The following is a 24,445-nucleotide window of genomic DNA, read 5'->3' as shown; positions in this document are numbered from 1 at the left end:
TATTTCCACAACTACTAAAAATATCAGGAGCTAATGGTGCTAGGTACCTTCAAGACGCGGCCGGATCTCCCGCTGGAAATGGAATCGAAAGACACGATGCGCAGTCGCTTCAAGCGCTATCAGTGGCAAGTGTTTATTGGCTTGGTATTTGGTTATGCCGTGTTCTATGTGGTTCGGTTGAGCCTCGGGGTGGTAAAGAAACCGATGTTGGATGCGGGCATCGTGACCCTCGAGGAGCTCGGACTGATGGGGTCGGCCTTCTACTTCACCTATGCGATTGGAAAATTCTCCAACGGGGTGCTGTCGGATTACGCCAATATCGGCCGGTTCATGTCCTTCTCGCTGCTGATGTCCGGCATCGCCGCCATCGTGATGGGCTTCAATACCGCGGCGTTCTTCTTCGTTCTACTCTGGGGTCTCAACGGCTGGTTTCAGTCGGTGGGGTCGGCACCATCCTGCGTGTCGCTGTTCCAGTGGTTCTCACCGAGCCAGCGCGGTAGCCGCTATTCGATCTGGGGGGCATCGCGCAATATCGGTGAAGGGATCACCTGGATATTGACCACGGTACTGGTCAGTTACCTTGGCTGGCGTGCCGGCTTTATCGGTGCAGGACTGGCCGCCATTGCCGCCGCTATCGGCATGTACTTCCTGTTGAAGGACCGCCCTCAGACCTATGGCTTGCCGGATGCCGCCAGCGCATTCGATGAAGAGCCGGAAATCAAGAACCAGAATGATCCCCAGGCCACTCGTCGTGCCCAGATGTTCGTGATCCGGCAACGCACGGTGTGGTTGATCGCCCTGGCCTGTGCGGCGATGTACACCACCCGCTACGCCATGTCTTCCTGGGCGGTGCTGTATCTCCAGGAAGAGAAGGGCTACTCGCTGCTGGATGCGGGCTTTGCCATGTCCACGTATCCGATTGCGGGGCTGTTCGGGGCAGTGCTGTCGGGCATCGTGTCCGATAAGCTGTTCGGCTCCAATCGCCACATTCCGACCCTGCTCTATGGACTGGCCAACATCGCCGGCCTGTGCCTGATGTTCTTCGGCCCAACCCATCGCCTGGTGGATGCCGTGGCCCTGGGGCTGATCGGGTTTGCCATGGGCGGGCTCGTGGTGTTTCTGGCCGGGCTGACCGCCTGCGATCTGATGCCCAAGAACGCGGTGGGCGCGGTGAAGGGCTTCATTGGCCTGTTCGCCTACATTGCCGTATCGGCCCAGGAGGTGATTTCCGCGGCCTTGATCAGCGTTGACTCCTCGGCCGGTGCCAGCGTCTACGACTTCACCCAGGCCCAGTACTTCTGGCTTGGCGCGAGCGTCGTCTCGCTGTTTCTCGCACTCACGGTGTGGAATGCCAAGAAGGTGGTCGATATCGATGACGAGGGGGGCGAGGCCACTCGGCCGCTGGTGCTCAAGCAAGGGTAGAGGCGTCGCCCGAGATCGCGTCCGTTGCCAGGCAAGCAGGAGACTCGTCTCCTGCTTTTTTTGCTGCCTGGCGACGGCCGTCTCTCGACCCTGGCGATGTGTGGCTACCCCTCAAGCACGCCGCTCGTCCTACCGCGGATGGGGGAGGGGAGCGCGGCCCGACTGCCGCTAGACTAAAGTCCTCGGAATGGCGTTAGGGGCGCCAACGCCACGGATGGCGTTCAGGCCGGGAGGTTATCCTCCCGGTCGTTTTCGTGTGTCTGGCGGTGGAGGGGGATCAGAGATCGAGTTCCTCGGCCATGCAGTTGGCGTAGAAGGATACCGACGCCGGCCAGTCCGAGAACACCGCCTTGACGCCTACGTCACGGGCCATCACGTCCAGCGCCACCATCTTGTCGCCGTCGTTATTGACCACACCATCGATGGTCTGGTGATACCAGGCGCCATCGTCGACCAGCGGCGCGGAGCGTTCGAAGGACCAGGCGATCAGCTCGAGACCTGCCGCTTTGGCCTGTTCGGCGTAGACCGATGGCACGATGGGGCGTTCGGGATCGTCGCCTTCGGCCAGCAGCATCCACATCGGGGGCGCCAGGATCTTGACCCCTTGATCGGCGAGTTCTTGCATCGACGGTGACCAGGTCGCCGGGTCACTGACATCGAATTCGGGCTTGAGGTCTCGGTCATCGAGATACACGGCCTGGTCGCCAAACTCGGTGTTGTCGATCCAGTAGCGCACGTCATCGAGCAGGAACGACTGGGGATAGACGTCGTCGGGGCCGACTCCGGCGGCGCTGTACTCGTCGATCATCTTCTGGGCGTAGTCTTGCTGGCTCATGCCGTCGAAGGGCATGTCGACGCTGGGCGTCTTGAGCTCCGGCGTCATCTTGACGCCCAGGGACTTGAACAGTTCGATGCTCTCGGCGTGGCTCATCAGGGTGCCACGGTCGGCGTAGAGCTCGGTGCGCCAGGCCGGGTTGCCAGCCAGGTAGCCCTCCAGGGTATCGGCCTCGGGATTGACGCCATCCATGCGCCCTTCGAGGGTCTTGAACTGGGCCAGGGTGATGTCGCTGGTGCAGCATTGGACGTCGGCGGCGTTGGTCAGCTTGCCGTTGTCGTCGTACTCCGGTGGCACGGCGCACTGTTCGGCCAGCGGCGTTTGTAGAATATTGGTCGTGCCGTGCAGGTCACACTGGGAATGCCGGCAGACCAGTTCCTTGTCGGCGGTGAACGCCACATCGCACTCGAGCACGCCGGCGCCCATTCTCGCCCCGGCGAGGTAGGCCTCCCGGGTGTGCTCAGGGAACATCATGGGAGCGCCACGGTGACCGATGGAGAAGTCGCTGCGCTCGAAGCTCGTGCGGTTCGCGGCGCACTGCTCAAGGCGTGCCTTGAGGTCCGCCGACTGCGCATTGTCCTCATCCATGTCATCGACTAGAAAGTACGGACGCGGGCCTAGGCTTACCGGCATGCCGGATGTCGAGGCCTCGGGCGGTGTATCCGCGGCGGCTGCGGTCGGCGCCTGGCTCAGTGCCAGGGTAGAGACGAGCAGCGACAAGGCTGGCACTGCGAGGATGCGTCCGATGAGTGTAGATGGCCTGGTCGCCAATCGACTCGATGGTTCAAGGCCGCAAGGCGCTGCGACAGCGCGGATGAGTTCCAGCATGACGATCTCCCTTGGCTTGATTTCAGATGTTGTCGTGATCCATTGATATGGTGTTCGGAGCGTCCGATGCTCAGGTCGCCGCTGACTGGCCAGGGCTATAGCGCCAAACGCGGATTCGAGATCCTGGCTCGAGAACCTGACTCAAGAGCCGAACTTCTTCAGACTAGACGCTCCTGAGGACAGCAATATGACAGCGCCGTCGACGCAGTGGAGTTGACATCGCGGGCCAGTCCTGATTTTCTAGGGGCATGAAAATGACGTCTCGCTTGCTCGCCCTAGACCTACGACTACTAGCCCGCTTCTAAGCGCGCCGGGAGATGCCGCACGTCGCATCCCCACCTGTCAGGTCTTCGTCGAGGTAAGTAGAAATGTCATCCGCCACACAGTGCCCTATCATGATGGTCCCCCCTGTCGCCGCCACCGGTGAAGCGTCTCGAGGCTGCCGCTTCGACGCCCAGCGTGCGTGTGGTGTCATCAAACGGGAAGCCGGGCACCCGGTGGCTCGACCGACCATGGCCGCTCGCCGTATGGCCGCTCGACGCGCAGCATCACGACGACTTATTACGCCCCGCATGCCATTCGGCATGCGGGGCGTCGCCGTTTACGCCGGAGCGTGGCGCATGACCCGCCGCGCCTCGGCAACAGACAAGATCAACGACCCTATTGCAACGCTGAACACGACCCTCGGAGACCGCCGCCATGATGCTCAATGATCCATCCGCCAAGTACCGCCCCTTCGTCGCCGTTGACCTGCCCGACCGCCAATGGCCGAGCCGTCGCATCGAGACGCCGCCGCAGTGGTGCAGCGTCGACCTGCGCGACGGCAATCAGGCGTTGATCGATCCGATGGATCAGGAGCGCAAGCAGCGATTCTTCGACCTGCTGCTCAAGATCGGTTTCAAGCAAATCGAGGTTGGTTTTCCGTCGGCGTCTCAGACCGACTTCGACTTCGTGCGTAGCCTCATCGAGGACGACAAGGTTCCCGATGACGTCACCATTCAGGTGCTGACCCAGGCCCGTCCGCATTTGATCGAGCGCACCTTCGAGTCTCTCAAGGGCGCCAAGAACGCCATCGTCCACGTCTATAACGCCACCGATCCGGTGTTTCGCAAGGTGGTGTTCAACGTCGATCGTGAGCAGTGCATCAAGATCGCGACCGACGCCACCGCCCAGATTCGTGCGCAGATGGATGCCGCGACCGAGACCAACTGGACCTTTCAGTACTCGCCGGAGTTGTTCACGACCACCGAGATGGATTTCGCGGTAGAGATCGTCGATGCGGTCATGGCGACCTACGGCGCCACCGCGGACGACAAGATGATCGTCAACCTGCCGGCGACCGTCGAGTGCGCGACGCCGAACAACTACGCCGATCAGGTCGAATGGTTCTGCCGCCATATCAGTCATCGTGATCACCTGATCGTCAGCGTGCATCCGCACAATGACCGCGGCACCGGCGTGGCCGCGGCCGAGTTGACGGTGATGGCCGGCGCCGACCGCGTCGAAGGCACCCTGTTCGGCAACGGCGAGCGAACCGGCAACGTCGACATCGTCACCCTGGCCATGAACCTCTATACCCAGGGCGTGAACCCGGCACTGGATTTCTCCAACATCACCCCGGTGATGCGGGAAGTCGAGTACTGCAATCAACTGCCGGTCCACCCGCGCCATCCCTACGTCGGTGATCTGGTGTTCACCGCCTTCTCCGGCTCCCACCAGGACGCGATCAAGAAGGGCATGGCCGTTCGCCAGGCCGACCCCGATGCGGTCTGGGCGGTGCCGTACCTGCCCATCGATCCGATGGACGTGGGCCGCAGTTACGAGGCGGTGATTCGCGTCAACAGCCAGTCGGGCAAGGGCGGTATCTGCTATCTGCTCGAACAGGAGCATGGCATCGAGCTGCCGCGCCGGTTGTCCATGGAGTTCAGTCAGGTGGTGCAGGAGGTGGCCGACCGTCTTGGCAAGGAGATTACCTCGGCCATGATCTACCAGGCCTTCGTCGACGAGTACCTGGCCAAGACCGAGCCCTTCACCCTGGTCAGCCATCGTCTGTCGTCCGAGCCCGATAGCCCGACCGTGACACTCGAGGCCTGTATCGCCAAGGACGGCCAGCGGCAGACCATCAGCGGCCAGGGCAACGGCCCGCTGGCGGCCTTCGTCAAGGCGCTCGCCGCCGAGGGCCACGACGTCGAGATCATCGATTACCACGAGCATTCCCGCGGCCAAGGCGCCGACGCCGAGGCCATTGCCTACGTGGAAGTGCGAATCGGCGGTGAAGCGGTGTTTGGCGTGGGTAGCGACGAGAGCATCACCAGCGCCTCGATCAAGGGCGTGATGAGCGCGATCAACCGCAACTTGTCCACCGAAGTGTCGGCGCCGAACGTGACTGCCGAGACGGTGTGATCCGACTGCGCCGCGTCCCTTGGCGTGAGCGGCCGGCCTGACGTCGGACGCGGAAAGCGGAACACACGCCCGGCGTGCCCGAGCCCCCTGCAACGCCTGTTGCAGGGGGCTTTTTGCGTTGTTGACGTAATGCTCGACGCAGACGTCGGCTGACCGATGGCCGGCCACGTCACGCGGATAACGCCTGAAGGGCGCCAGACGGCTCGCGTCAGAGCAGGGGGGTCTTGCTCGCCTCACCCGGTACTTCCCGGGCCAGTGTCGGCACCAAAAAGCCCGGCAGTCGGGTGCGCAGTTCGTCGAGTAGTGCGCGGGCCCTGGCGTCGCTGACATCGAAGTGGGCGGCGCCCGCGACCGGGTCGAAGGCGTGCAGGTAGTAGGGCAGGATGCCGGCTTCGAACAATCGCTCCGACAGCGCCTCCAGGGTATCCACGCTGTCGTTGACGCCGGCAAGGATCACGCTCTGGTTGAGCAGCGTAACGCCGGCGCGGGATAGCCGCTGACAGGCCCGGATCACCGCCTGGTCGATCTCGTTGGGGTGATTGATGTGCAGCACCACGACCTTCTTCAGGCGGCTGGCGGAGAGCCACTTAAGCAGCGCGCCGTCGACCCGGTCGGGGATCACCACCGGCAGGCGCGTGTGCAGGCGCAGCCGAGTCAGGTGAGGAATGGCGTCGAGGCGGCTCACCAGCCACCCAAGCTGTCTGTCGCTGGCCGCCAGAGGGTCTCCACCGGACAGGATGGCCTCGCGGATCGAGGTATCGTCGCGCAGGTAGTCCAGGGTCGCGTCCCACTGGGGGCGTGAGGGCGCGTTGTCGGCATAGGGAAAGTGGCGGCGAAAGCAGTAGCGACAGTTCACCGCACAGGCGGGGCTCGTGATCAACAGTACGCGGCCACGATACTTGTGAATCAGGCCGGGGCGCTGGGTGTGATCGGCTTCGCCCAGCGGGTCGCTGACGTAGCCGGGCGTCGGCGCGCCTTCGTCTGCGAGGGGCAAGACCTGGCGCAGCAGCGGGTCGAAGGGGTCGCCCGGGCGCATGCGCGCGGCGAAGGCTTCGGGCACGCGGACTTCGAACAGTTCATGCCCCCGCTCGGCGCCTGGCCACCAGCGCGGGTCAAGCTCGAGGCGCTGGCAGAGCGCCCGTGGATCACGAATGGCGCCCGCCAATTGGCGTTGCCAGGCGCCGGGCGCTGGCACGCCGTCGGCGTGTTCTATCGGGGACGTCGCTGGCACGCTGTTGGTGCGCTCTATTGGGCCGGTCGCTGGCACGCCGTCGGCGTGTTCTATCGGGCCGGTCGCTGGCACGCTGGGGATGATACGTGCCGTGGCCGGCCTCTCGCGGCTTGGTTGTTCCGGCGTGGTTGTTTCGGTCTTTACGGTCGTCATGCTGTCACTGGCCAGGGCCTTTTCGGTGTCCGCCGTCCCAGTGGCCGTCGCGGGCTTTCGCTGCAAAAGCGCGGGGCTTCGGGTTATCATGCGTGCCACCTATCGATGCGGGTGAGGGTCTTGCCCTCGCCAAATGTAATGAAAGCCCTCCCGACCCGACGCCGGGACGGGCGCGATGTCAGGAAGAGATCTTATGGCGAACTATTCTACCAATGAATTCAAGGGCGGTCTGAAGGTCATGCTGGACGGCGATCCCTGCGCCATCGTCGAGAATGAATTGGTAAAGCCGGGCAAGGGCCAGGCCTTCAGCCGGGTCAAGCTGCGCAACCTCATGACCGGACGCGTCTGGGAGCGTACCTTCAAGTCTGGCGATTCCCTCGAGGGCGCCGACGTGATGGATCTGGAGATGGAATACGTCTACACCGACGGCGACATGTGGCACTTCATGAAGACCGACGGTTCCTTCGAGCAGTATGCCGTCGAGAAGAAGGCGCTGGGCGACAGCGACAAGTGGCTCAAGGAGCAAGTTGCCTACACCGTGACGCTGTGGAACGACAACGCCATTTCGGTGACGCCGCCGAACTTCATCGAGCTCGAGGTCGTCGAGACCGATCCGGGCCTGAAGGGCGACACCGCTCAGGGGGGCTCCAAGCCCGCGACCCTGTCCTCGGGTGCCGTGGTTCGCGTGCCGCTGTTTATCAACCAGGGCGAAGTGCTCAAGATCGACACCCGCTCCGGCGACTACGTGTCCCGCGCTTGATGCCGTGGTCGCCTCGCCGAGCCGAGGCGGCGACTGTTTGAGCCACAGCGACGACAAAGGCCACGCCAGCGCGTGGCCTTTGTGCGTCTTACCCCCATGACCGCCACGCCCGGCCGCGGCGAGGGACCGCGCTGGATGGTCGGGACGACGACAACGACGGTGAGCGACATGCACACGACGCCTTCACATGACTGGCGCCCGACGGCGACCATCGAGACCCTGCGCCGCCGAGCGGCGCTAACCCATCGGGTGCGTGAGTTCTTTTTCCAGCGCGATGTGCTGGAGGTCGAGACGCCGGTACTGGGCCATGGCGGCAGCACCGATGTGCATCTGGCGTCGCTGGCGTGCACGGCGGTGACACCGGCCGGACGCGAGCGGCTGTGGCTGCAGACCTCGCCCGAGTTTGCCATGAAGCGGCTGCTTGCCGCGGGCGCGGGGTCGATCTTTCAGCTTGCCCGCAGCTTTCGCGACGGCGAGGTGGGGGGGCGCCACAACATTGAATTCACCATGCTCGAGTGGTATCGGCCGGGCTGGAGCCTCGATGCCCTGATCGACGAGACGCTGGCCCTGATCCACGCCGTGCTGGGCCGAGAGCCCGGCACGCCGCGTCGCCGCGCCTATCGGGACCTGTTTATCGAACACCTGGGCATCGACCCGTTCTGCGTTGACCTCGACACGCTGCGCCGAGAGGCCAGCGAACGTGGCGGGATCGCCATGCACGAGGCCCCGCGGGATGAGTGCCTGGATCTGCTGATGGGGCTGGTGATCGAGCCGACCCTTGGCCAGGACGGCGTCGAGGTGGTGCTGGACTACCCGGCCAGCCAGGCGGCGCTGGCACGGCGCCATCGGGACCCGAGAGACGGAGCCTGGGTGGCCTCGCGCTTCGAGGTCTATCTGGCCGGGGTCGAGCTTGCCAACGGTTACGACGAGCTGACCGACCCAGGCGAGCAACGTGCCCGCTTCAGCGCGGACAACGCGGCCCGACACGCCCTTGGACTCGGCGAGGTCGGCATCGACGAGCGGCTGCTGGCCGCACTTGAGGAGGGCATGCCGGAAGGCAGCGGTGTGGCACTGGGGCTCGATCGCCTGATTCAGCTGGCGCTCGGCAAGGCTCGGGTGGAAGAGGTGATGGCCTTTTCTACGCCACGCTGTTGATATGCTACCTGGAGTCGGCTGCTGACATGCTATCCGTAGCCGGTGGCGGGCACGCTACCCGCCGTCGTTGGTTGACACGCTACCTGGAGCCGGTGGCTGACACGCTACCCGTCGTCGTTGGCTGACACGCTACTCGCCGTCGTTGGCTGACATGCTGCCTGGGGCCGGTAGCGCACGGGCTGATGCGCGATGCACCAGCCGTGGCACTCTTATTGCGTCGCGTCGCGCCAACCTGGTGCGGGTTACACCTGGTCCGTAACGCTTTCCTGGCCGGGCTCGGCACCGAGGCGTTGGCCCATGCGGACCGCCGCGGCGTCGCCCGGCGCGTTGTCGATGGCATCGAAATTGACGCGCTGGGTGAAGGCCATGACCACGGTGGAGCCGAGCTTGAAGCGGCCCATCTCCTGGCCCTTGTCGAGGTGCACCGGGGTGTTAAAGCGAATCCGCTCGACCTTGCCCGACAAGGGGGTGACCTGGCCCGACCAGACCGTTTCGATGGCGGCGACGATCATCGCACCCACCAGCACCATCACCATGGGGCCGTGCTCGGTATCGAAGTGACACACCAGGCGCTCGTTGCGGGCGAACAGGTTGGGTACCTGCTCGGCGGTGGCGCTATTGACCGAGAAGATGCGCCCGGGCACGTACACCATCTCGGTCAGGGTACCGGCCAGGGGCATGTGCACCCGGTGGTAGTCCTTGGGCGACAGGTAGACCGTGGCGAAGCTGCCGCTGGCGTACTCGGTGGCCTTCAACGGATCGCCGCCGAGCAGATCGCTGACGCTGAAGCGGTGGCCCTTGGCCTGAATCAACTGCCCGCGGTCGATGTCGCCCCATTGGGACAGGGTGCCGTCGGCGGGGCACAGCAAGCCATCTTCCAACGGCCGAGCGTCGGCTTCCAGGGCCCGGGTGAAGAAGGCGTTGAAGGTGGGGTAGACGCGGTAGTCAGTCTCCACCGCCTGACTCATGTCGACCTTGAACTGGCGAATGAACGCCTTGATCAGCGCATTCTTCAGCCAGGTCACACGACACTCGGCGAGGCGCCCGACCAGGCGTGAAATCAGATGGTGGGGCAGGGGGTACTGGATCAGGGCAAACAGCTTGGCAGATGACACGGGCAGTCTCGCTGCAAGAGAAAAGGATGGGGAGAGACGCCTGGCGTCTCTCCCGGAGGTGGAGATATTGCACGGGTGTTGATGCAAGCGACCGCGGCCTCGGGCGCTGGGGCGGCTAAACCATCACGGCGTCGGGCCTGACGGTCGCCGCGATAGCGCGACACCGCGGTGCTCATTCAGGCCTCGATCGGCGTGTCGTCGCGGTTGCCCCATTCCTTCCACGAGCCGGGGTAGGCGCGAATGTTGTCGAACCCGAGCGCCTTGCCGACCAGCCAGGTGAAGCCGCTGCGATGATGGCTCTGGCAGTGAGTGACCACTTCCATATCCGGCGTGATGCCCATGGCCTGAAGCTCGGTAATAAGCTCGGCGTAGTCGCGCAGGCGAAGCGAGCGCTCACGATCCATGGCCAGGGTCCACTCCATGTTGACCGCGCCCGGAAGGTGCCCAAGGTGCTGGTTGTCGCCTTTCTTGCCGTCGAACTCGTCGGCTGAGCGTGCGTCCCAGATGGCGAAGTGCTCGCCGCCCAGGCGCTCGGTGAGCTCCAGCCGGTCGATGGCGACGCGGGGGTTGAGAATCTCGGCCCGATAGTCGCTTGGAGTTGGCGTCACGTCATCGCGGGATAGTGGTTGGCCATCGTCGCGCCAGGCGTGGATGCCACCGTTCAAGTACGAATAGCGGCCGTGGCCGATCAGCTCCAGGGTCCACAATAGGCGCCCGGCCCAGCCGCCGCCTTCATCATCGTAGGCCACCACGTGGGTATCCCGGGTCAGGCCAAGCGACGAGAACAGCTCGGACAGCTCGTCGAGCTCCGGTAGTTCATTGGGCACCGGCCCATCGCCCTTCAACAGACGGCGATGGTCGAGGAAGATCGCCCCCGGCACGTGGCCATCGGTATAGCTCTGTGCCTTGAGCGGCACATCGATGACGAGAATGTCCTCATGGCCGAGCAAGTCGGCCAGTCCTTGCGGCTCGACGATCAGGGGCAGCAGGTTATCTTCGGAACTCATCTCTCGTCCTCCTCGGGCTCAAGCGGTGCTCGGTCGGCGCTTAGCGCGTACCGTCATTATCCAGACTATCGACGATTCGACGATAACTGGCAAAGCGCTGGGGATGCACCTGGCCCTGGTCAACGGCCTCGAGCAGGGCGCAGCCGGGCTCCTGGCGGTGGCGGCAGTCGCGGAATCGACACCGTCCGAGGAAGGGGCGGAACTCGATGAACCCGTCGGTCACGCTCTGCTCGTCCAGGTGAGTGAGTCCAAACTCGCGGATGCCGGGGGAGTCGATCAACTCGCCGGCCTCGATCTCGGTGCTCGGCGGCGGCAGGCGGTAGAGCTGGGCGGTGGTCGTGGTGTGGCGGCCCTTGCGCGAGTCCACCGACAGGTCGCCGATCCGCAGGCTCTCGTCGGGCAGCAGCAGATCGATCAGCGACGACTTGCCGACGCCGCTCTGGCCGACGAACACCGACGTGCGCCCGGCCAATTGGGTGTACAGCGCCCTGAGACCGTCATCGCTGGCGGTGGTGGTCGCCACCACCGGGTAGCCGAGGCCTTCGTAGCGCGCCAGCAGGTCGCGCAGTTCGCCGCCTTCATCGGGAAGCAGGTCGGTCTTGTTGAGCACGAGAACCGGCTGAATGCCGGTGGATTCGGCGGCCACCAGATAGCGGTCGATGAGCCCGGCGTGAGGCTCCGGCTCTACCGCAAAGACGATCAGGATCTGGTCGATATTGGCCGCCACCGGCCTTAGCAGACCGCGCATGTCTGGCCGCTCGAGGACGTTGTCGCGCTGGCCACGAGCCACCACCACGCCGCTGCCGTCCTCGCCTTGGCGCCAGATCACTCGGTCGCCGGTGACCAGCCCCTCGAGATTGGCGCGCAGGTGGCAGCGCACAGGCGTCTCGCCGGCGTGCTCGGCGACGTCCAGGGTGCGGCCGAAGTGAGCGATCACTCGGCCATCGCGTTCGGCGCCGTATTCGCCGGCGGCGAGCTTGTCGTCATCGTCACCCTGGCGTTTCTCGGCGCGCTTGGCGCGCTCGGCCTGGATCTTCTCGATGCGCCAGCGCTGCTGGCGGCTCAGATTGCGTTTGCTCATGCCTACCCGTTGGTCGGTACAATGAGCCGCATTGTACCCATCCCGGGGGGCAGTGTCGTGAGACACCGTCGCCTGCCGGTCGATGGCTTCCCTTTCGCCGAGGACCCCCAGATGACCGACACCCCCAATGTGACTCCGCGCAACGATCTGCTGGTGTGGATCGATCTTGAGATGACCGGGCTTGATCCCGATCGTGAACGCATCATCGAGGTCGCGACCCTGGTCACCGACGCCAACCTCGAGGTGGTGGCCGAAGGCCCGGTGATGGCGGTTCACCAGGACGCTGCCTTGATCGCCGGCATGGACGAGTGGAACACCCGTACCCACGGGGAGTCGGGGCTCGTTGAGCGCGTGCGCAAGAGCGCCATCGACACGCGCGAGGCCGAACGGCGTACGCTCGAGTTTCTGGCGACCTACGTCACCCCAGGCTCATCGCCGATGTGCGGCAACTCGATCCATCAGGATCGTCGCTTCCTCGAGCGGGAGATGGCGGAGCTCTATGGCTTCTTTCATTACCGCAACCTGGACGTGTCCAGCGTCAAGGAACTGGCCAAGCGCTGGAACCCGGAGGCGCTGAGCGGATTTTCCAAGCGCAACGTGCACCTGGCGATGGACGATATCAAGGAGTCGATTGCCGAGCTTGCCCACTATCGCAAGACCTTCCTGCGTGTGGCCGAGGACGACGCCGCGACAGGGTGAGTGGCGAGGGCAGGCGCAGAAGGCGTGCCCGGCATCAGTCGTCAGCCGGTGACGATGCGCTGCTCGCGACGCAAGCGCTGGCGGTCGAGGGCCCAACGCACGTGTTCACGCACGAGGTCCGAGGGATAGGCCAGGCGCACGAGCAGGGCGGCTTCCACCGCCTGGCTCCAGGGGGCATTGCCAAGCCCCACGGCGAGGTTGCGCAGCCAACGCTCGTAGCCGATGCGGCGGATCGGACTGCCGGCGGTGCGCTCGAGGAATTCCTCCTCGCCCCAGGCAAACAGGGACAACAGGCTGGCGCGGTCGAGGTCGTGACGTGGCGCGAAGTCTGGCTCATCGCTGACCCGGGTGAAACGGGTGAAGGGACACACCAGTTGGCAGTCGTCGCAGCCGAACACCCGGTTGCCCATGGCCTCGCGGTAGTGCTCGGGAATGGCATCGTGGAGCTCGATGGTGAGATACGAGATGCAGGCGCGGGCATCGACGACCTTGTCCTCCACGATGGCGCCGGTGGGGCAGGCGCTGCGACAGCTACTGCAGCTTCCGCAATGCTCCGCCACGAAGGGCTCGTCCACCGGCAGCGGCAGGTCGGTGTACAGCTCACCGAGAAAGAACAGCGAACCGGCCTTGGGGTTGAGTAGCATGGCATTCTTGCCGAACCAGCCGAGGCCGGCCTTGCGCGCGAGGGCCCGCTCCATGACCGGGGCGGAGTCGACGAAGGCGCGGTAGCCGATCGGGCCGACCTTGGCCTCGATGCGCTTGGCCAGACTCTGCAGGCGCTTGCGCATCAGCTTGTGGTAGTCGCGACCGGTGGCATAGCGTGAGACGTAGGCCCTGGCCGGCTGACCGAGTACCTTGGTGGTTTCGACTTCGGGGGGCAGGTAGTCGAGCCTCACGCTGATGACGCGCAGGGTGCCGGGCTCCAGCTCCGCCGGGCGGGTGCGCTTCGTGCCATGCTTGGCCATGAAGCCCATCTCGCCATGATAGCCGGCCTCGAGCCAGCGGTTGAGGCGGGCTTCGTCGTCGGCCAGGTCGACGTCGGTGATGCCGACCTGCTGGAAGCCGAGCTCTCGGCCCCAGGTCTTGATCAGCGTCGCCAGGGCGTTCAGATCGGCGGCCGGGGAGGCGTCGGTAACGGCAGACTGACCAGACATAAAAGAGGACATACCTTGCACGTGGGCCATCGCGTCTTAGGCGCGAGAGAAGAAGGCCTTAGACTTCAGGGAGGAACGTCACACCATGGTAAAGCATCCCGCCAGGAGGGAATACCGCATGAGCGCCCCGTCCAGCCCCCAACCCCACGTCAACCCCTCCAAGCCAGTGGGGACAACGCCGAGTGAGGCGAAACCCGGCCAGACGCCCCTGTACCGCGCCGGCCAGGTACGCGAACTCGATCGCCGAGCGATTGCCGAGGAACAGGACGGCTTCGCGTTGATGCACCGTGCCTCGGGCACGGCCTGGCGCTGGTTCAAGGCACGCTGGCCGGCGACCAAGTGCCTGACGGTGCTGTGTGGCGGTGGCAACAACGGTGGCGACGGCCATGTTCTGGCGGCGTTGGCCGCCCGTGAGGGCAGGCGCGTGCAGCGCCTTTCGGTGCCGCCAAGAGAAAAGCTGACCGGCGAGGCCCTGCGCGCCGCCGAGCTTGCCGACGCCGCCGGCGTCGCCTGGCTGGACTGGCAGGAAGGCGTCGGGCTCGAAGGTGATGTGATCGTCGATGCACTGCTCGGTACCGGCTTTCACGGCGATGTGCGCCCCGATTACGCTAGCGCCATCGCCGCGATCAATGGCGCTGAACGTCCGGTGCTGGCCATCGACATCCCCTCCGGCGTCTGCGCCGACGGCGGGGCCGCACGTGGCCCGGCCGTGCGCGCCAACGTCACGGTTACCTTTATCGCCGACAAGCTCGGGCTGCACACCGGCCGCGGTGCGGCCTTGGCCGGCGAGGTGGTGGTGGAATCGCTGGGGGTCAACGCCCTGGTCCACACCGATCTTGAGCCCTGTGCCTGGCGCTTGGCGCCTGAGCTGCTGAAGCAGGGCCTGCCGCCCCGGGAGCGGGATGCACACAAGGGCGCGGCCGGGTTTGCCGGCATTTTCGGCGGGGGGGCGGGGACGGGCGGCGCCGCGCTGTTGGCGGCGCAAAGCTGCGCTCGCACAGGAGCCGGCAAGGTGCTGCTGGTCACCGCGCCGGAGCACGTCACCGCGAGCCTGATCCGCTGTCCTGAGGTGATGGTCAAGGGCGTGGTCGGCGCGACCCAGCTCGATGACCGAGTGGCCCAGCTCAGTGTGGCCGTGGTCGGCCCGGGGCTTGGCCAGGACAGTTGGGGGCAGGGGATCTTCCAGGCGGTCATGGGGCTCGGGGTGCCGCTGGTGGTCGATGCCGATGCGCTCAACCTGATGGCGAGTCGCTTCGCCGGCGAGCGTCGCGACGACTGGATCCTTACGCCACACCCGGGCGAGGCGGCGCGGCTGCTGGAGCTTAGCGTCGGCGAGGTCGAGAGCGACCGGCCGGCGGCGGCCAAGGCGCTGCAGCAGCGTTATGGTGGCACGGTCGTATTGAAGGGCGCGGGTTCCTTGATCTGCGGCCCGAGCGGTCTGGCGCTGTGTCCATTCGGTAACCCGGGCATGGCCAGCGGCGGCATGGGTGACGCCCTGGCCGGCATCATCGGTGCCTTGGTGGCCCAGGGGCTGGCACTGGAGCAGGCCGCGCAGACCGGCGTTCTGGTGCATGCCTTGGCCGGCGACATGGCGGCACGTCAGGGCGGTGAACGTGGCCTGCTCGCGAGCGATCTGGCATCCTGTGCTCGAATTTTGGTCAATCCGACGATAGGCGAGGATAATGCTGCTGCGACTCGATGACGAAGACCGCCAGGTCGCACTGGGGGAGTGCCTGGGGCGGGCGCTCGAGGGGCGCGGGCGCGTCTACCTCGCCGGCGAACTGGGTGCCGGCAAGACTACGCTCGCCAGGGGCGTGCTGCGTGCCTACGGGTATCAAGGCGCAGTGAAGAGCCCCACGTACACGCTGGTCGAGCCCTACGAGCTCGATGCCGTCAGGCTCTACCATTTCGATCTGTACCGCCTCGGGGATGCCGAGGAGCTCGAGTTCATCGGCGGTCGTGACCTGCTCGCCGAGGATTGCCTGTGCCTGATCGAATGGGCCGAGCGTGGCGAAGGCTGGTTGCCCGAGCCCGATGTTCGCGTTTCCCTGGCCCACCGGGATGGCGGCCGCGAGGCCAGCCTTGAGGCGCACACGCCCCGCGGTGACCGGGTACTGGCGCGGGTCGCAACTTCGCTCGGCGCTCACGGACTGGCCGCGGAGGGCGACGCATGAGTCAGCGTCTTGGCCGTCTGGCCGGCTTTTTCCTGATGACCGTCGTGACGCTGGCAGGCGGTGTGCTCGTTAGCCCGCTGGCCCTAGCGGGAAACGTCGACAATATTCGCCTGTGGGCGGCGCCGGACCACTCCCGGCTGGTGTTCGACCTGTCGTCGCCGGCGTCTGCTTCGGTCTTCCAGCTCGACAATCCCCGTCGTCTGGTCATCGATCTGGCAGACACCGAGCTCAAGGCCTCGCCCTCGAGCATGGACCTCTCGGGCAGCGCCATCAGCTCGGTGCGCACCGGCGTGCGCGAAGGCGATGATCTGCGCGTGGTACTGGAGCTGAGCCGGGCGGTGGAGCCGCGGCATTTTTCGCTGGCGCCGAACGCCCAATACGGTGATCGCTTCGTGGTCGATCTCGAGTATCCCGGCGAGAGCGCCGTGGAGGATCCTATCGATCCCATCGAGGCGATGATTCGCGAGCAGGAAATCGCCGCCGAGCGGGCCAAGACCGTGGCCGTGGCCGAAGGTCGAGACCCGGTCGAGGCGGCGCCGGTGGTGGATGCGGCCCAGCCCCATCCCAAGCGCGACATCATCATCGCGGTGGACGCGGGCCACGGCGGCGAGGATCCTGGCGCCCTGGGCCCGAGCGGCACCCGCGAGAAGGATGTGGTGCTGCAGATGGCCGATCGCCTGGCGCGCCAGATCAACGCCACTGCCGGTTTCAAGGCGGTGATGATTCGCGACGGCGACTATTATGTGGGCCTGCGTCAGCGCACTATCATCGCGCGGGAGCAGAAGGCCGACTTCTTCGTCTCGATTCATGCCGACGCCTTCAACAGCCCGCGGCCCCACGGTAGCTCGGTGTTCGCCCTGTCCCAACGCGGTGCAACCTCCGAGACGGCCAAGTGGCTGGCCGCCAGCGAGAACCGTTCCGATCTGATCGGCGGCGTCGATGGCAACCTGTCGCTTGACGACAAGGACCAGGTGCTGCGTGGCGTGTTGCTGGACCTGACCATGACCGCGACCCTGAATGACTCCTTGACCATCGGTGGCGAGGTGCTCGATCGGATCGGTCGCTTGAACGACCTGCACAAGCCGCGCGTGGAGCAGGCCGGCTTCGTGGTGCTGAAGTCGCCGGACATTCCGTCGCTGTTGGTGGAGACCGGCTTCATCTCCAACCCGGAGGAAGAGCGGCGTCTGCGCGATGGTGGCTATCAGGACCGGATGATGAGCGCGGTGTTTGGCGGTGTGCGCGCCCACTTCGAGCGGAATCCGCCTCCGGCGAGCCTGCTGGCCTGGCAGCGTGATCAGGGGCGCAACACCGCGTCCAACGAGTACCGTATTCAGCCCGGTGACACCCTGTCTGCCATCGCCGCGCGGCATAGTGTACCGCTGACCCAGCTCAAGCAGGTCAACGAATTGTCTGGCGATGTGATCCGCGTCGGACAGGTGCTGAGGATTCCGAGCTCATGAACGAGACCGATACCCCGACCTCAACCCCAGGCCCGACGGCGACACGGCGCCGCATCCAGATCCTCGATCCGAGACTCGCCAACCAGATCGCCGCCGGTGAAGTGGTCGAGCGGCCGGCCTCGGTGGTCAAGGAACTGGTGGAGAACGCCATCGATGCCGGCAGTACACGCATCGAGCTCGAGATTGAATCGGGCGGCACGCGACTGATCCGGGTGCGCGATGATGGCTCGGGCATCGGCGAGGACGACCTGCCGCTGTCGCTATCGCGTCACGCCACCAGCAAGATCGCCTCGCTGGACGAGCTCGAGGGGGTGGCGAGCCTCGGTTTTCGCGGCGAGGCGCTGGCCTCGATCAGCTCGGTGTCACGGCTCGAGCTGACCTCCAACGTCGAAAACGACCCGCGCGGGGGCTGGCGAGTCGTGGCGGAAGGGCGCCGCATGGAGCCCCGGGTCACGCCAGCGCCGCACCCGAGGGGGACCTCGGTCATCGTGCGCGACCTGTTCTTCAACACCCCGGCTCGGCGCAAGTTCCTGCGCACCGAGAAGACCGAGTTTGGCCATGTCGAGGAGGCCTTCCGGCGCCAGGCGCTGTCGCGCTTCGATATCGGCTGGGTGCTGCGCCACAATCAAAAGACGCTCCATCAGTTGCCCGTGGCAGACGACGAAGAGACCCGAGAAAGGCGCCTCAAGTCGCTGCTGGGGAAGGGCTTTCTCGACAGCGCCCTGACGCTTGATATCGCGGCCGGGGGGCTGCGCCTGTGGGGCTGGGTGGGCTTGCCGACCTACTCGCGTGCCCAGGCCGATCAGCAGTATTTCTTCGTCAACGGGCGGGTGGTGCGCGACCGCCTGGTGGCTCATGCCGTCCGTCAGGCGTATCGCGACGTGCTGTTCCACGGTCGTCATCCGGTGTTTGTCCTGTACCTGGATGTCGACCCTACGGTGGTGGACGTCAACGTGCACCCGACCAAGCATGAAGTGCGCTTTCGCGATGGGCGCATGGTTCATGACTTCCTGTTCTCCAGTCTGCACCGGGCTCTCGGTGAGGCGCGCGCCGGCCAGGCCGAGTCCGCCGCCAGCCACGACGACCACGAGGGCCTCGACGTCGACCCCGAGACCGGCGAGATTCGTGAGCCGCGCCCCGCCAGTGGCCAGCCCGCGCCTGGCGCCTGGCAGCAGCAGCCCATGGCGCTGCATGCGCGCCGAGACGAGGGCGGCACCAATGTCACGCCGGACCGCGTGCGGGCCTTCATGGATGGCTATCGCCAGTTGCACCCGGAGCATGAAGAGAGCCTGCTTACCCCACAGCCGGCAGCCCCTGGTGCTGGCGGTTACGCCGCCGGAGTGGCGCAGAGCGAGCGCGTGCGCCCCTTGCCGCGGACCATGGTCGGCGTCGAGGGTGGCGCCGGCGCCTTGGCCGAGGGCACGCCCAGCGCGGCGCCGATGCCCGCGGAAGACGCCACTCAGGCGCCGCCGCTGGGGTTCGCCATCGCCCAGCTGCATGGCATCTATATCCTCGCCCAGAATGCTCACGGGCTGGTGCTGGTCGACATGCACGCCGCCCATGAGCGGATCGTCTACGAACGCATGAAGCACCAGGTTCATGGCGGAGCCCTGGATGCCCAGCCGCTGCTGGTACCGGTATCGCTGGCGGCGAGCCCGGCCGAGGTCGAGACCGCCGAGGCGGAGCACGAGGCATTTTCACGGCTCGGCGTGGAGCTCGATGCCGCCGGCCCCGAAACCTTGCTGGTGCGCCAGGTGCCGACCCTCTTGGCCGATGCCGACGTGGAGCCGCTGGTGCGTGAGATGCTGGCGGATCTGGAGCGCTATGGCCGCTCCGACCGCATCGAGGCGCATATCAATGAACTGCTGGCGTCGATGGCCTGCCACGGTAGCGTGCGTGCCAATCGCCTGCTGACCGTCGCCGAGATGAATGCCCTGCTGCGTGATATGGAACATACCGAGCGCAGTGGTCAGTGCAATCACGGTCGTCCGACCTGGACCCAGATGAGCCTGCGCGAGCTCGATCGACTGTTCCTGCGAGGCCAGTGACATGGGCGTCGATTCTCGGCCCCTGGCGATTGTGTTGATGGGCCCCACCGCGGCGGGCAAGACCGATCTGGCCATTGCCGCCCGAGACGCCCTCGATGGCGAGATCATCAGCGTCGACTCGGCCATGGTCTATCGCGGCATGGACATCGGCAGCGCCAAGCCATCACCAGAAGAGCTTGCGCGGGCGCCGCATCGGCTGATCGATATTCGGGATCCCGCCGAGCCCTATTCGGCGGCGGAGTTTCGAGACGACGCGCTGGCCCAGATGCATGAGATCGCCGCGCAAGGCAGGGTGCCGCTGCTGGTGGGGGGCACCATGATGTACTTCAAGCGCCTGATGGAAGGCGTCGCCAACCTGCCGTCGGCGAGCCCCGACGTGCGGGCCGCCCTTGAGCAAGACGTCGAGCGTCATGGGCTCAAGGGGCTGCATGAGCGGCTGGCCCGGGTCGACCCGGAGTCCGCCGCACGGATTCATCCCAACGATCCTCAGCGTCTGCTACGGGCGCTGGAGGTGTATGAGGTCAGTGGCAAATCGCTGTCGCAACTGTGGCGTGAGCAGCGTCCTGAAACCTTTCCCTTCCGCACGCTGTCCATAGGTCTCGCGCCGGCGAATCGCTCCGTGCTACATGAGAGAATAGCGAAGCGGTTCGGGGCGATGCTGGACGCCGGTTTCCTCGAGGAAGTGGCGTCGTTGAGGGCGCGCGGTGACCTGTCACCGACGTTGCCGTCGATGAAGAGCGTCGGCTATCGTCAGGCCTGGGCGTATCTGGACGGCGAGTTCGATAGAGAGCAACTACGCTTTCGCTCAGTGGTGGCAACGCGTCAGCTGGCCAAGCGTCAGCTGACCTGGATGCGCAGTTGGCCGCGGCTGAATTGGGTCGACCCCCTGGTCGGGGATCCCGCCGAGCGAATCTGGAAACTGGTGCGCAAATCCGGGACATAGCGTAAGATATCGAGTTCGTGTGGCCGACTGACCGGGCCCCGCCGAATCCTCGATGCTCGCCGCTTCCCAACGGCAGAGGCGAGCATCGGCATAACTTCAACCCCTAAGACACTCAGGGAGAGCAACATGTCCAAAGGGCAGTCCCTTCAAGATCCGTACCTGAACATCCTGCGCAAGGAGCGCATTCCGGTATCCATCTTCCTGGTCAACGGCATCAAGCTGCAGGGTCAGATCGAGTCCTTCGACCAGTTCGTCATTTTGCTGCGCAACACGGTCAGCCAGATGGTCTATAAGCACGCCATCTCCACGGTGGTGCCGTCGCGTAACGTGCGCCTCCCGGCTCAAGACCCCGCCGCGCAGCCGGAAATCTAATTGCGTGAGGTATTGATTGTTTTTTGAACGTCCCGACGCCGGTGAAACGGCGGTACTCGTCCATCTCGACTTTCAGGACGAGAAGGAGCGCGAAGATCCCGGCGAGTTTCTGGAGCTGGTGCGCTCGGCTGGTGCCGAGCCTGCCACCCTGATCACCGGGTCTCGCCAGCGCCCCGACTCCAGGACCTATGTGGGGTCGGGCAAGCTCGAGGAAGTCCGCGAGGCGCTGGCGGTGCACCAGGCAGAACTGGTGATCTTCAACCATGCGCTTAGTCCTTCCCAGGAACGCAACGTCGAGCAGGCGCTGAAGTGTCGCGTGCTCGATCGTACCGGCCTGATCCTCGATATCTTCGCCCAGCGCGCCCGTACTCACGAGGGCAAGCTGCAGGTGGAGCTGGCCCAACTCGAGTACATGTCGACTCGCCTGGTGCGGGGGTGGACCCACCTCGAGCGCCAGAAGGGGGGGATCGGCCTGCGTGGTCCCGGCGAGACTCAGCTCGAGACGGACCGTCGTCTGTTGCGTGCTCGCATCAAGGCCATCCACAAGCGCCTGGACAAGGTGCGCAGTCAGCGCAGCCAGAATCGCCGCGCTCGCTCTCGCGCCGAGATTCCCAGTGTGTCCCTGGTGGGGTACACCAACGCCGGCAAATCAACGCTGTTCAACAGTTTGACCGCGGCCGAGGTCTATGCGGCGGACCAGCTCTTCGCTACTCTCGACCCAACGCTGAGGCGGCTCGAGGTAACGGACGTGGGGCCAGTGGTGCTGGCCGACACGGTCGGGTTCATTCGCCACCTGCCGCACAAGCTGGTCGAGGCCTTCCGTGCCACGCTCCAGGAGGCGGCGGAAGCGAGCTTGCTGGTGCACGTCATCGATGCCGCGGATCCGGATCGCGAGCTCAATGTCACCCAGGTGGATACCGTGCTGGCGGAAATCGGTGCCGATGAGGTGCCGAGCCTCAAGGTAATGAACAAGATCGATCTGTTCGACAGCGCGCCGCGCATCGAACGCGATGAACACGGCGTGCCGGACACGGTGTGGTTGTCGGCCCAGAAAGGACTCGGGCTGGATCTACTGTCTCAGGCCTTGTCGGAGCGGCTGGCCGACGATGTCATCGACTTCGATCTGACCTTGGCACCGGAGCAGGGCAAGCTGCGCGCCGCGTTGCACGAACTGGGCGCGGTTCGCGATGAACGCTTCGATGATGCCGGGCATACCTGCCTGGAAGTTCGCCTGCCGCGGCGTGACTTCAATCAGCTGATGGCTCGCCTCGGCGAGCGTGCCAACGACTACCTTCCCGAGTCGCTCAAGGAACGCGACGTCTGGGAAGCCTGACGACGACCCGAAAATCGGGTCGACACAGCGTCGCCCCGAGGCGGCGCCGACACGGATCGCAACCGATGCCCGTCGCAAGCGTCGCGGCGGATGCACAGAGTGGAGACGACGTATGGCCTGGAATGAGCCTGGTGGCGGCAACCAGCACGATCCCTGGAGTGGTGGTGGGGGCCGACGTGGGGGAAACGGCGGCGGCAACCGCGGCGGAGACAACCAGGGGCCGCCGGACCTTGATGAGGCCCTGAAGAAGTTTCAGGACAAGCTCAACAGCATGCTGGGCGGCCGTGGCAAGCGCGGTGGCAACGGCAATGGCGGCAAGAGCGGCGGCGGCAAGTCGCGCAACGCCTTTACCCTGCCGGGGCTGTTGATCATCATCGCCCTCGCGGTGTGGGCGGCCAGCGGCTTCTATCTGGTCGACCAGTCCGAGCGTGGCGTGGTGCTGCGTTTCGGCAAGTTCCAGGAAGTCGTCACGCCGGGTCTGCAGTGGAACCCGCCGCTGATCGACGACGTGCGCATGGTCAACGTGACCCGGGTGCGCTCGGTGAGCCAGACCCAGTCGATGCTGACCCAGGATGAGAACATCGTCTCGGTGGAAATTTCGGCTCAGTATCAGGTCGCCGATCCGCAAGGCTATGTCCTCAATGTGCGCGATCCTGAGCTGTCGCTGGAGAATGCCCTCGACTCGGCCCTGCGCCACGTCGTTGGCGGCACCGACATGATCGATATCCTGACGTCCGGCCGTGAAATCCTCGGTTCCTCGGTCGCCAGTCGCCTGCAGTCGTACCTGGACAACTATGGCACCGGTATCCGCCTGCAGACGCTGAACGTCGAATCCACCTCGCCCCCCGATGCGGTGCAGGATGCGTTCGATGACGTCATCCGGGCGCGCGAGGATCGTCAGCGCACGATCAACCAGGCCATGGCCTACGCCAATGCGATCATCCCGGCGGCCCAGGGTCAGGCCCAGCGAGTGGTCGAGCAGGGGCAGGGCTACCGTGAGTCCGTGGTCGCCGAGGCGCGTGGTCAAGCCAACCGCTTCAGCGCGCTGCTGACCCAGTATCGCAATTCTCCCGACGTGATGCGTGAGCGTCTGTACCTCGATGCCATTTCCGAGGTGCTCGGTCAGACCAACAAGGTGCTGGTCGATGTCAGCGAGCAGAGCCCGCTGATGGTGTTGCCGCTGGACCGGCTCAAGCCGAGTGGCAGCGCCTCCGCCGGCGAGGCGGACAGCAGTCAGCTCGATCCGCAGGTGCTCGATCGCATCCGCGCCGAGTCCAGTACGTCGAGCAACAGCAGTCGCAGTGGCCGCGACACCGGCATCCAGCGGGAGGGACGCTAAATGATCAATAACCGATCCCTGCTCATCGTCGGCGGCCTGGCCGCCGTGGCTTGGCTTGCCAGCAATAGCCTCTATGTGGTCGATGAAACCGAGCGCGCGGTGAAGCTGCGCTTCGGTGAGATCATCGAGGAAAATATTCAGCCCGGCCTGCACGTCAAGGTGCCGGTGACCCAGACCATCCGCAAGTTCGATACCCGGGTGCTGACGCTGGATACCGATGCCAGCCGCTACCTGACCCTCGAGCAGAAGGCGGTGATCGTGGACTCCTACGTCAAGTGGCAGGTGGTCAACCCCACCCGTTACTACGAGGCGACGGCCGGCGACGAGCTGATGGCCGTGAGGCTGATTCAGCCGCGGGTCGACGAGAGCCTGCGTAACGAGTTTGGTCAGCTCAATCTGAAGCAGATCATCTCCGAGAAGCGTGATGACCTGATGACCGGTCCGACCAGCGATCTCGATTCGTTGATGCGTGATGAGCTCGGTGTCGCCATTCTCGACATCCGGGTCAAGCGTATCGATCTGCCCGAGGACGTCTCCTCGGCGGTCTACGAGCGCATGCGTTCCGAGCGTGAGCGTGAAGCCCGCGAGTGGCGTGCCCAGGGTCAGGAAGAGTCCGAGCGTATTCGTGCCAACGCCGACCGTCGCCGTCAGGTGCTGCTGGCCCAGGCCAACGAGCGCTCCGAGACGCTGCGCGGTGAAGGCGATGCCGAAGCCGCCGCGATCTTCTCCGAGGCCTACCAGCAGGATGCCGAATTCTTCTCCTTCTGGCGCAGCCTCAATGCTTACCGCGAGACGTTCAGCGCGGAGCAGGGCAACATGATGGTGCTGGATCCCTCCAGCGACTTCTTCCGCTACTTGAAGAGCCCGGAGCGGCCGGAGGGCTAAGGCGCTTGGCGAGCTCCCTTGGTCTTCCAGGGGGCTCGAAGTCCAAGG

The 24,445-nt window shown here is 65.2% G+C and carries 20 protein-coding genes; 14 read left to right on the top strand and 6 right to left on the bottom strand.

Annotated elements, in window-relative coordinates; translation table 11 throughout:
- The first annotated feature begins 36 nt into the window (after positions 1-36).
- Positions 37-1,422: an MFS transporter gene (locus ACUN9Y_RS00175; RefSeq protein ID WP_445458654.1), complete on the top strand. Its 1,386-nt coding sequence runs from the start codon at positions 37-39 to the stop codon at positions 1,420-1,422.
- Between the two features lie 277 nt (positions 1,423-1,699).
- On the opposite strand, the gene ACUN9Y_RS00170 is transcribed toward ACUN9Y_RS00175, so the two are convergent.
- Positions 1,700-3,085 carry a glycerophosphodiester phosphodiesterase family protein gene (locus tag ACUN9Y_RS00170; protein ID WP_445458653.1) on the bottom strand — a complete coding sequence of 462 codons (1,386 nt, stop codon included), beginning with the start codon at positions 3,083-3,085 and terminating at the stop codon, positions 1,700-1,702.
- Between the two features lie 699 nt (positions 3,086-3,784).
- On the opposite strand from ACUN9Y_RS00170, the gene leuA reads away from it, so the two are divergent.
- The gene (leuA, locus tag ACUN9Y_RS00165) at positions 3,785-5,488 is read left to right on the top strand and encodes a 2-isopropylmalate synthase (RefSeq protein ID WP_445458652.1); all 1,704 of its coding nucleotides are present in this window, start codon (positions 3,785-3,787) and stop codon (positions 5,486-5,488) included.
- 208 nt (positions 5,489-5,696) lie between these two features.
- On the opposite strand, the gene epmB is transcribed toward leuA, so the two are convergent.
- The gene (gene epmB, locus ACUN9Y_RS00160) at positions 5,697-6,872 is read right to left on the bottom strand and encodes an EF-P beta-lysylation protein EpmB (RefSeq protein WP_445458651.1); all 1,176 of its coding nucleotides are present in this window, start codon (positions 6,870-6,872) and stop codon (positions 5,697-5,699) included.
- Between the two features lie 193 nt (positions 6,873-7,065).
- Between epmB and efp the strand changes: the two genes are divergently transcribed.
- Both efp and epmA read left to right on the top strand, forming a co-directional pair.
- Entirely contained in the window at positions 7,066-7,632 is a 567-nt protein-coding gene (gene efp / locus ACUN9Y_RS00155) for an elongation factor P (RefSeq protein ID WP_445458650.1), read from the top strand.
- A 168-nt stretch (positions 7,633-7,800) separates the two neighbouring features.
- A complete protein-coding gene (gene epmA, locus ACUN9Y_RS00150) occupies positions 7,801-8,787 on the top strand; it encodes an EF-P lysine aminoacylase EpmA (RefSeq protein ID WP_445458649.1) in 987 nt (328 codons plus the stop codon).
- Positions 8,788-9,029: 242 nt separating this feature from the next.
- Here epmA and asd read toward each other — a convergent pair whose 3' ends face one another.
- From asd to rsgA, 3 genes are all read right to left on the bottom strand, one after another.
- Positions 9,030-9,902: an archaetidylserine decarboxylase gene (gene asd, locus ACUN9Y_RS00145; protein ID WP_445458648.1), complete on the bottom strand. Its 873-nt coding sequence runs from the start codon at positions 9,900-9,902 to the stop codon at positions 9,030-9,032.
- 176 nt (positions 9,903-10,078) lie between these two features.
- A complete protein-coding gene (locus ACUN9Y_RS00140; protein ID WP_445458647.1) occupies positions 10,079-10,909 on the bottom strand; it encodes a sulfurtransferase in 831 nt (276 codons plus the stop codon).
- A 40-nt stretch (positions 10,910-10,949) separates the two neighbouring features.
- Positions 10,950-11,990, bottom strand: a complete 1,041-nt coding sequence (gene rsgA / locus ACUN9Y_RS00135) for a small ribosomal subunit biogenesis GTPase RsgA (protein WP_445458646.1) — start codon at positions 11,988-11,990, stop codon at positions 10,950-10,952.
- Positions 11,991-12,101: 111 nt separating this feature from the next.
- On the opposite strand from rsgA, the gene orn reads away from it, so the two are divergent.
- On the top strand, positions 12,102-12,689 hold the full coding sequence (orn, locus tag ACUN9Y_RS00130) for an oligoribonuclease (RefSeq protein WP_445458645.1): 588 nt from the start codon (positions 12,102-12,104) through the stop codon (positions 12,687-12,689).
- 41 nt (positions 12,690-12,730) lie between these two features.
- Here orn and queG read toward each other — a convergent pair whose 3' ends face one another.
- Positions 12,731-13,855 (bottom strand): tRNA epoxyqueuosine(34) reductase QueG, encoded by a 1,125-nt coding sequence (gene queG / locus ACUN9Y_RS00125; protein WP_445458644.1) that lies wholly within the window; start codon positions 13,853-13,855, stop codon positions 12,731-12,733.
- Positions 13,856-13,961: 106 nt separating this feature from the next.
- Here queG and ACUN9Y_RS00120 point away from each other — a divergent pair, with 106 nt between their 5' ends.
- From ACUN9Y_RS00120 to hflC, 9 genes are all read left to right on the top strand, one after another.
- On the top strand, positions 13,962-15,545 hold the full coding sequence (locus ACUN9Y_RS00120; protein WP_445458643.1) for an NAD(P)H-hydrate dehydratase: 1,584 nt from the start codon (positions 13,962-13,964) through the stop codon (positions 15,543-15,545).
- The gene (gene tsaE, locus ACUN9Y_RS00115; RefSeq protein ID WP_445458642.1) at positions 15,526-16,017 is read left to right on the top strand and encodes a tRNA (adenosine(37)-N6)-threonylcarbamoyltransferase complex ATPase subunit type 1 TsaE; all 492 of its coding nucleotides are present in this window, start codon (positions 15,526-15,528) and stop codon (positions 16,015-16,017) included. The genes ACUN9Y_RS00120 and tsaE overlap by 20 nt, the downstream gene beginning before the upstream one ends.
- Before the next feature lie 35 nt (positions 16,018-16,052).
- Complete coding sequence (locus tag ACUN9Y_RS00110; RefSeq protein WP_445459072.1) at positions 16,053-17,477, top strand: N-acetylmuramoyl-L-alanine amidase; 1,425 nt, start codon at positions 16,053-16,055, stop codon at positions 17,475-17,477.
- Positions 17,474-19,525, top strand: coding sequence for a DNA mismatch repair endonuclease MutL (mutL, locus tag ACUN9Y_RS00105; protein WP_445458641.1), 2,052 nt, complete (start codon positions 17,474-17,476; stop codon positions 19,523-19,525). The genes ACUN9Y_RS00110 and mutL overlap by 4 nt, the downstream gene beginning before the upstream one ends.
- Before the next feature lies 1 nt (position 19,526).
- Complete coding sequence (gene miaA, locus ACUN9Y_RS00100; protein WP_445458640.1) at positions 19,527-20,468, top strand: tRNA (adenosine(37)-N6)-dimethylallyltransferase MiaA; 942 nt, start codon at positions 19,527-19,529, stop codon at positions 20,466-20,468.
- A 126-nt stretch (positions 20,469-20,594) separates the two neighbouring features.
- Positions 20,595-20,840, top strand: a complete 246-nt coding sequence (gene hfq, locus ACUN9Y_RS00095; protein WP_445458639.1) for an RNA chaperone Hfq — start codon at positions 20,595-20,597, stop codon at positions 20,838-20,840.
- A gap of 16 nt (positions 20,841-20,856) precedes the next feature.
- Positions 20,857-22,173: a ribosome rescue GTPase HflX gene (gene hflX, locus ACUN9Y_RS00090; RefSeq protein WP_445458638.1), complete on the top strand. Its 1,317-nt coding sequence runs from the start codon at positions 20,857-20,859 to the stop codon at positions 22,171-22,173.
- Between the two features lie 112 nt (positions 22,174-22,285).
- Positions 22,286-23,512 (top strand): FtsH protease activity modulator HflK, encoded by a 1,227-nt coding sequence (hflK, locus tag ACUN9Y_RS00085; protein WP_445458637.1) that lies wholly within the window; start codon positions 22,286-22,288, stop codon positions 23,510-23,512.
- On the top strand, positions 23,513-24,397 hold the full coding sequence (gene hflC, locus ACUN9Y_RS00080; protein WP_445458636.1) for a protease modulator HflC: 885 nt from the start codon (positions 23,513-23,515) through the stop codon (positions 24,395-24,397).
- Positions 24,398-24,445 lie beyond the last annotated feature (48 nt).

The sequence above is a fragment of the Halomonas sp. V046 genome (assembly GCF_052645355.1).
Note: the sequence above shows the minus strand (reverse complement) of the source record. Positions and strands in the feature narration are given on the sequence as shown.

Bases quoted from the DNA above. Each gene is read 5' to 3' on its own strand.
- ACUN9Y_RS00170 (WP_445458653.1), bottom strand. From the start codon at position 3,085: ATGCTGGAACTCATCCGCGCTGTCGCAGCGCCTTGCGGCCTTGAACCA.
- leuA (WP_445458652.1), top strand. From the start codon at position 3,785: ATGATGCTCAATGATCCATCCGCCAAGTACCGCCCCTTCGTCGCCGTT.
- epmB (WP_445458651.1), bottom strand. From the start codon at position 6,872: ATGACGACCGTAAAGACCGAAACAACCACGCCGGAACAACCAAGCCGC.
- efp (WP_445458650.1), top strand. From the start codon at position 7,066: ATGGCGAACTATTCTACCAATGAATTCAAGGGCGGTCTGAAGGTCATG.
- epmA (WP_445458649.1), top strand. From the start codon at position 7,801: ATGCACACGACGCCTTCACATGACTGGCGCCCGACGGCGACCATCGAG.
- ACUN9Y_RS00140 (WP_445458647.1), bottom strand. From the start codon at position 10,909: ATGAGTTCCGAAGATAACCTGCTGCCCCTGATCGTCGAGCCGCAAGGA.
- rsgA (WP_445458646.1), bottom strand. From the start codon at position 11,990: ATGAGCAAACGCAATCTGAGCCGCCAGCAGCGCTGGCGCATCGAGAAG.
- orn (WP_445458645.1), top strand. From the start codon at position 12,102: ATGACCGACACCCCCAATGTGACTCCGCGCAACGATCTGCTGGTGTGG.
- queG (WP_445458644.1), bottom strand. From the start codon at position 13,855: ATGTCCTCTTTTATGTCTGGTCAGTCTGCCGTTACCGACGCCTCCCCG.
- ACUN9Y_RS00120 (WP_445458643.1), top strand. From the start codon at position 13,962: ATGAGCGCCCCGTCCAGCCCCCAACCCCACGTCAACCCCTCCAAGCCA.
- tsaE (WP_445458642.1), top strand. From the start codon at position 15,526: ATGCTGCTGCGACTCGATGACGAAGACCGCCAGGTCGCACTGGGGGAG.
- ACUN9Y_RS00110 (WP_445459072.1), top strand. From the start codon at position 16,053: ATGACCGTCGTGACGCTGGCAGGCGGTGTGCTCGTTAGCCCGCTGGCC.
- mutL (WP_445458641.1), top strand. From the start codon at position 17,474: ATGAACGAGACCGATACCCCGACCTCAACCCCAGGCCCGACGGCGACA.
- miaA (WP_445458640.1), top strand. From the start codon at position 19,527: ATGGGCGTCGATTCTCGGCCCCTGGCGATTGTGTTGATGGGCCCCACC.
- hfq (WP_445458639.1), top strand. From the start codon at position 20,595: ATGTCCAAAGGGCAGTCCCTTCAAGATCCGTACCTGAACATCCTGCGC.
- hflK (WP_445458637.1), top strand. From the start codon at position 22,286: ATGGCCTGGAATGAGCCTGGTGGCGGCAACCAGCACGATCCCTGGAGT.
- hflC (WP_445458636.1), top strand. From the start codon at position 23,513: ATGATCAATAACCGATCCCTGCTCATCGTCGGCGGCCTGGCCGCCGTG.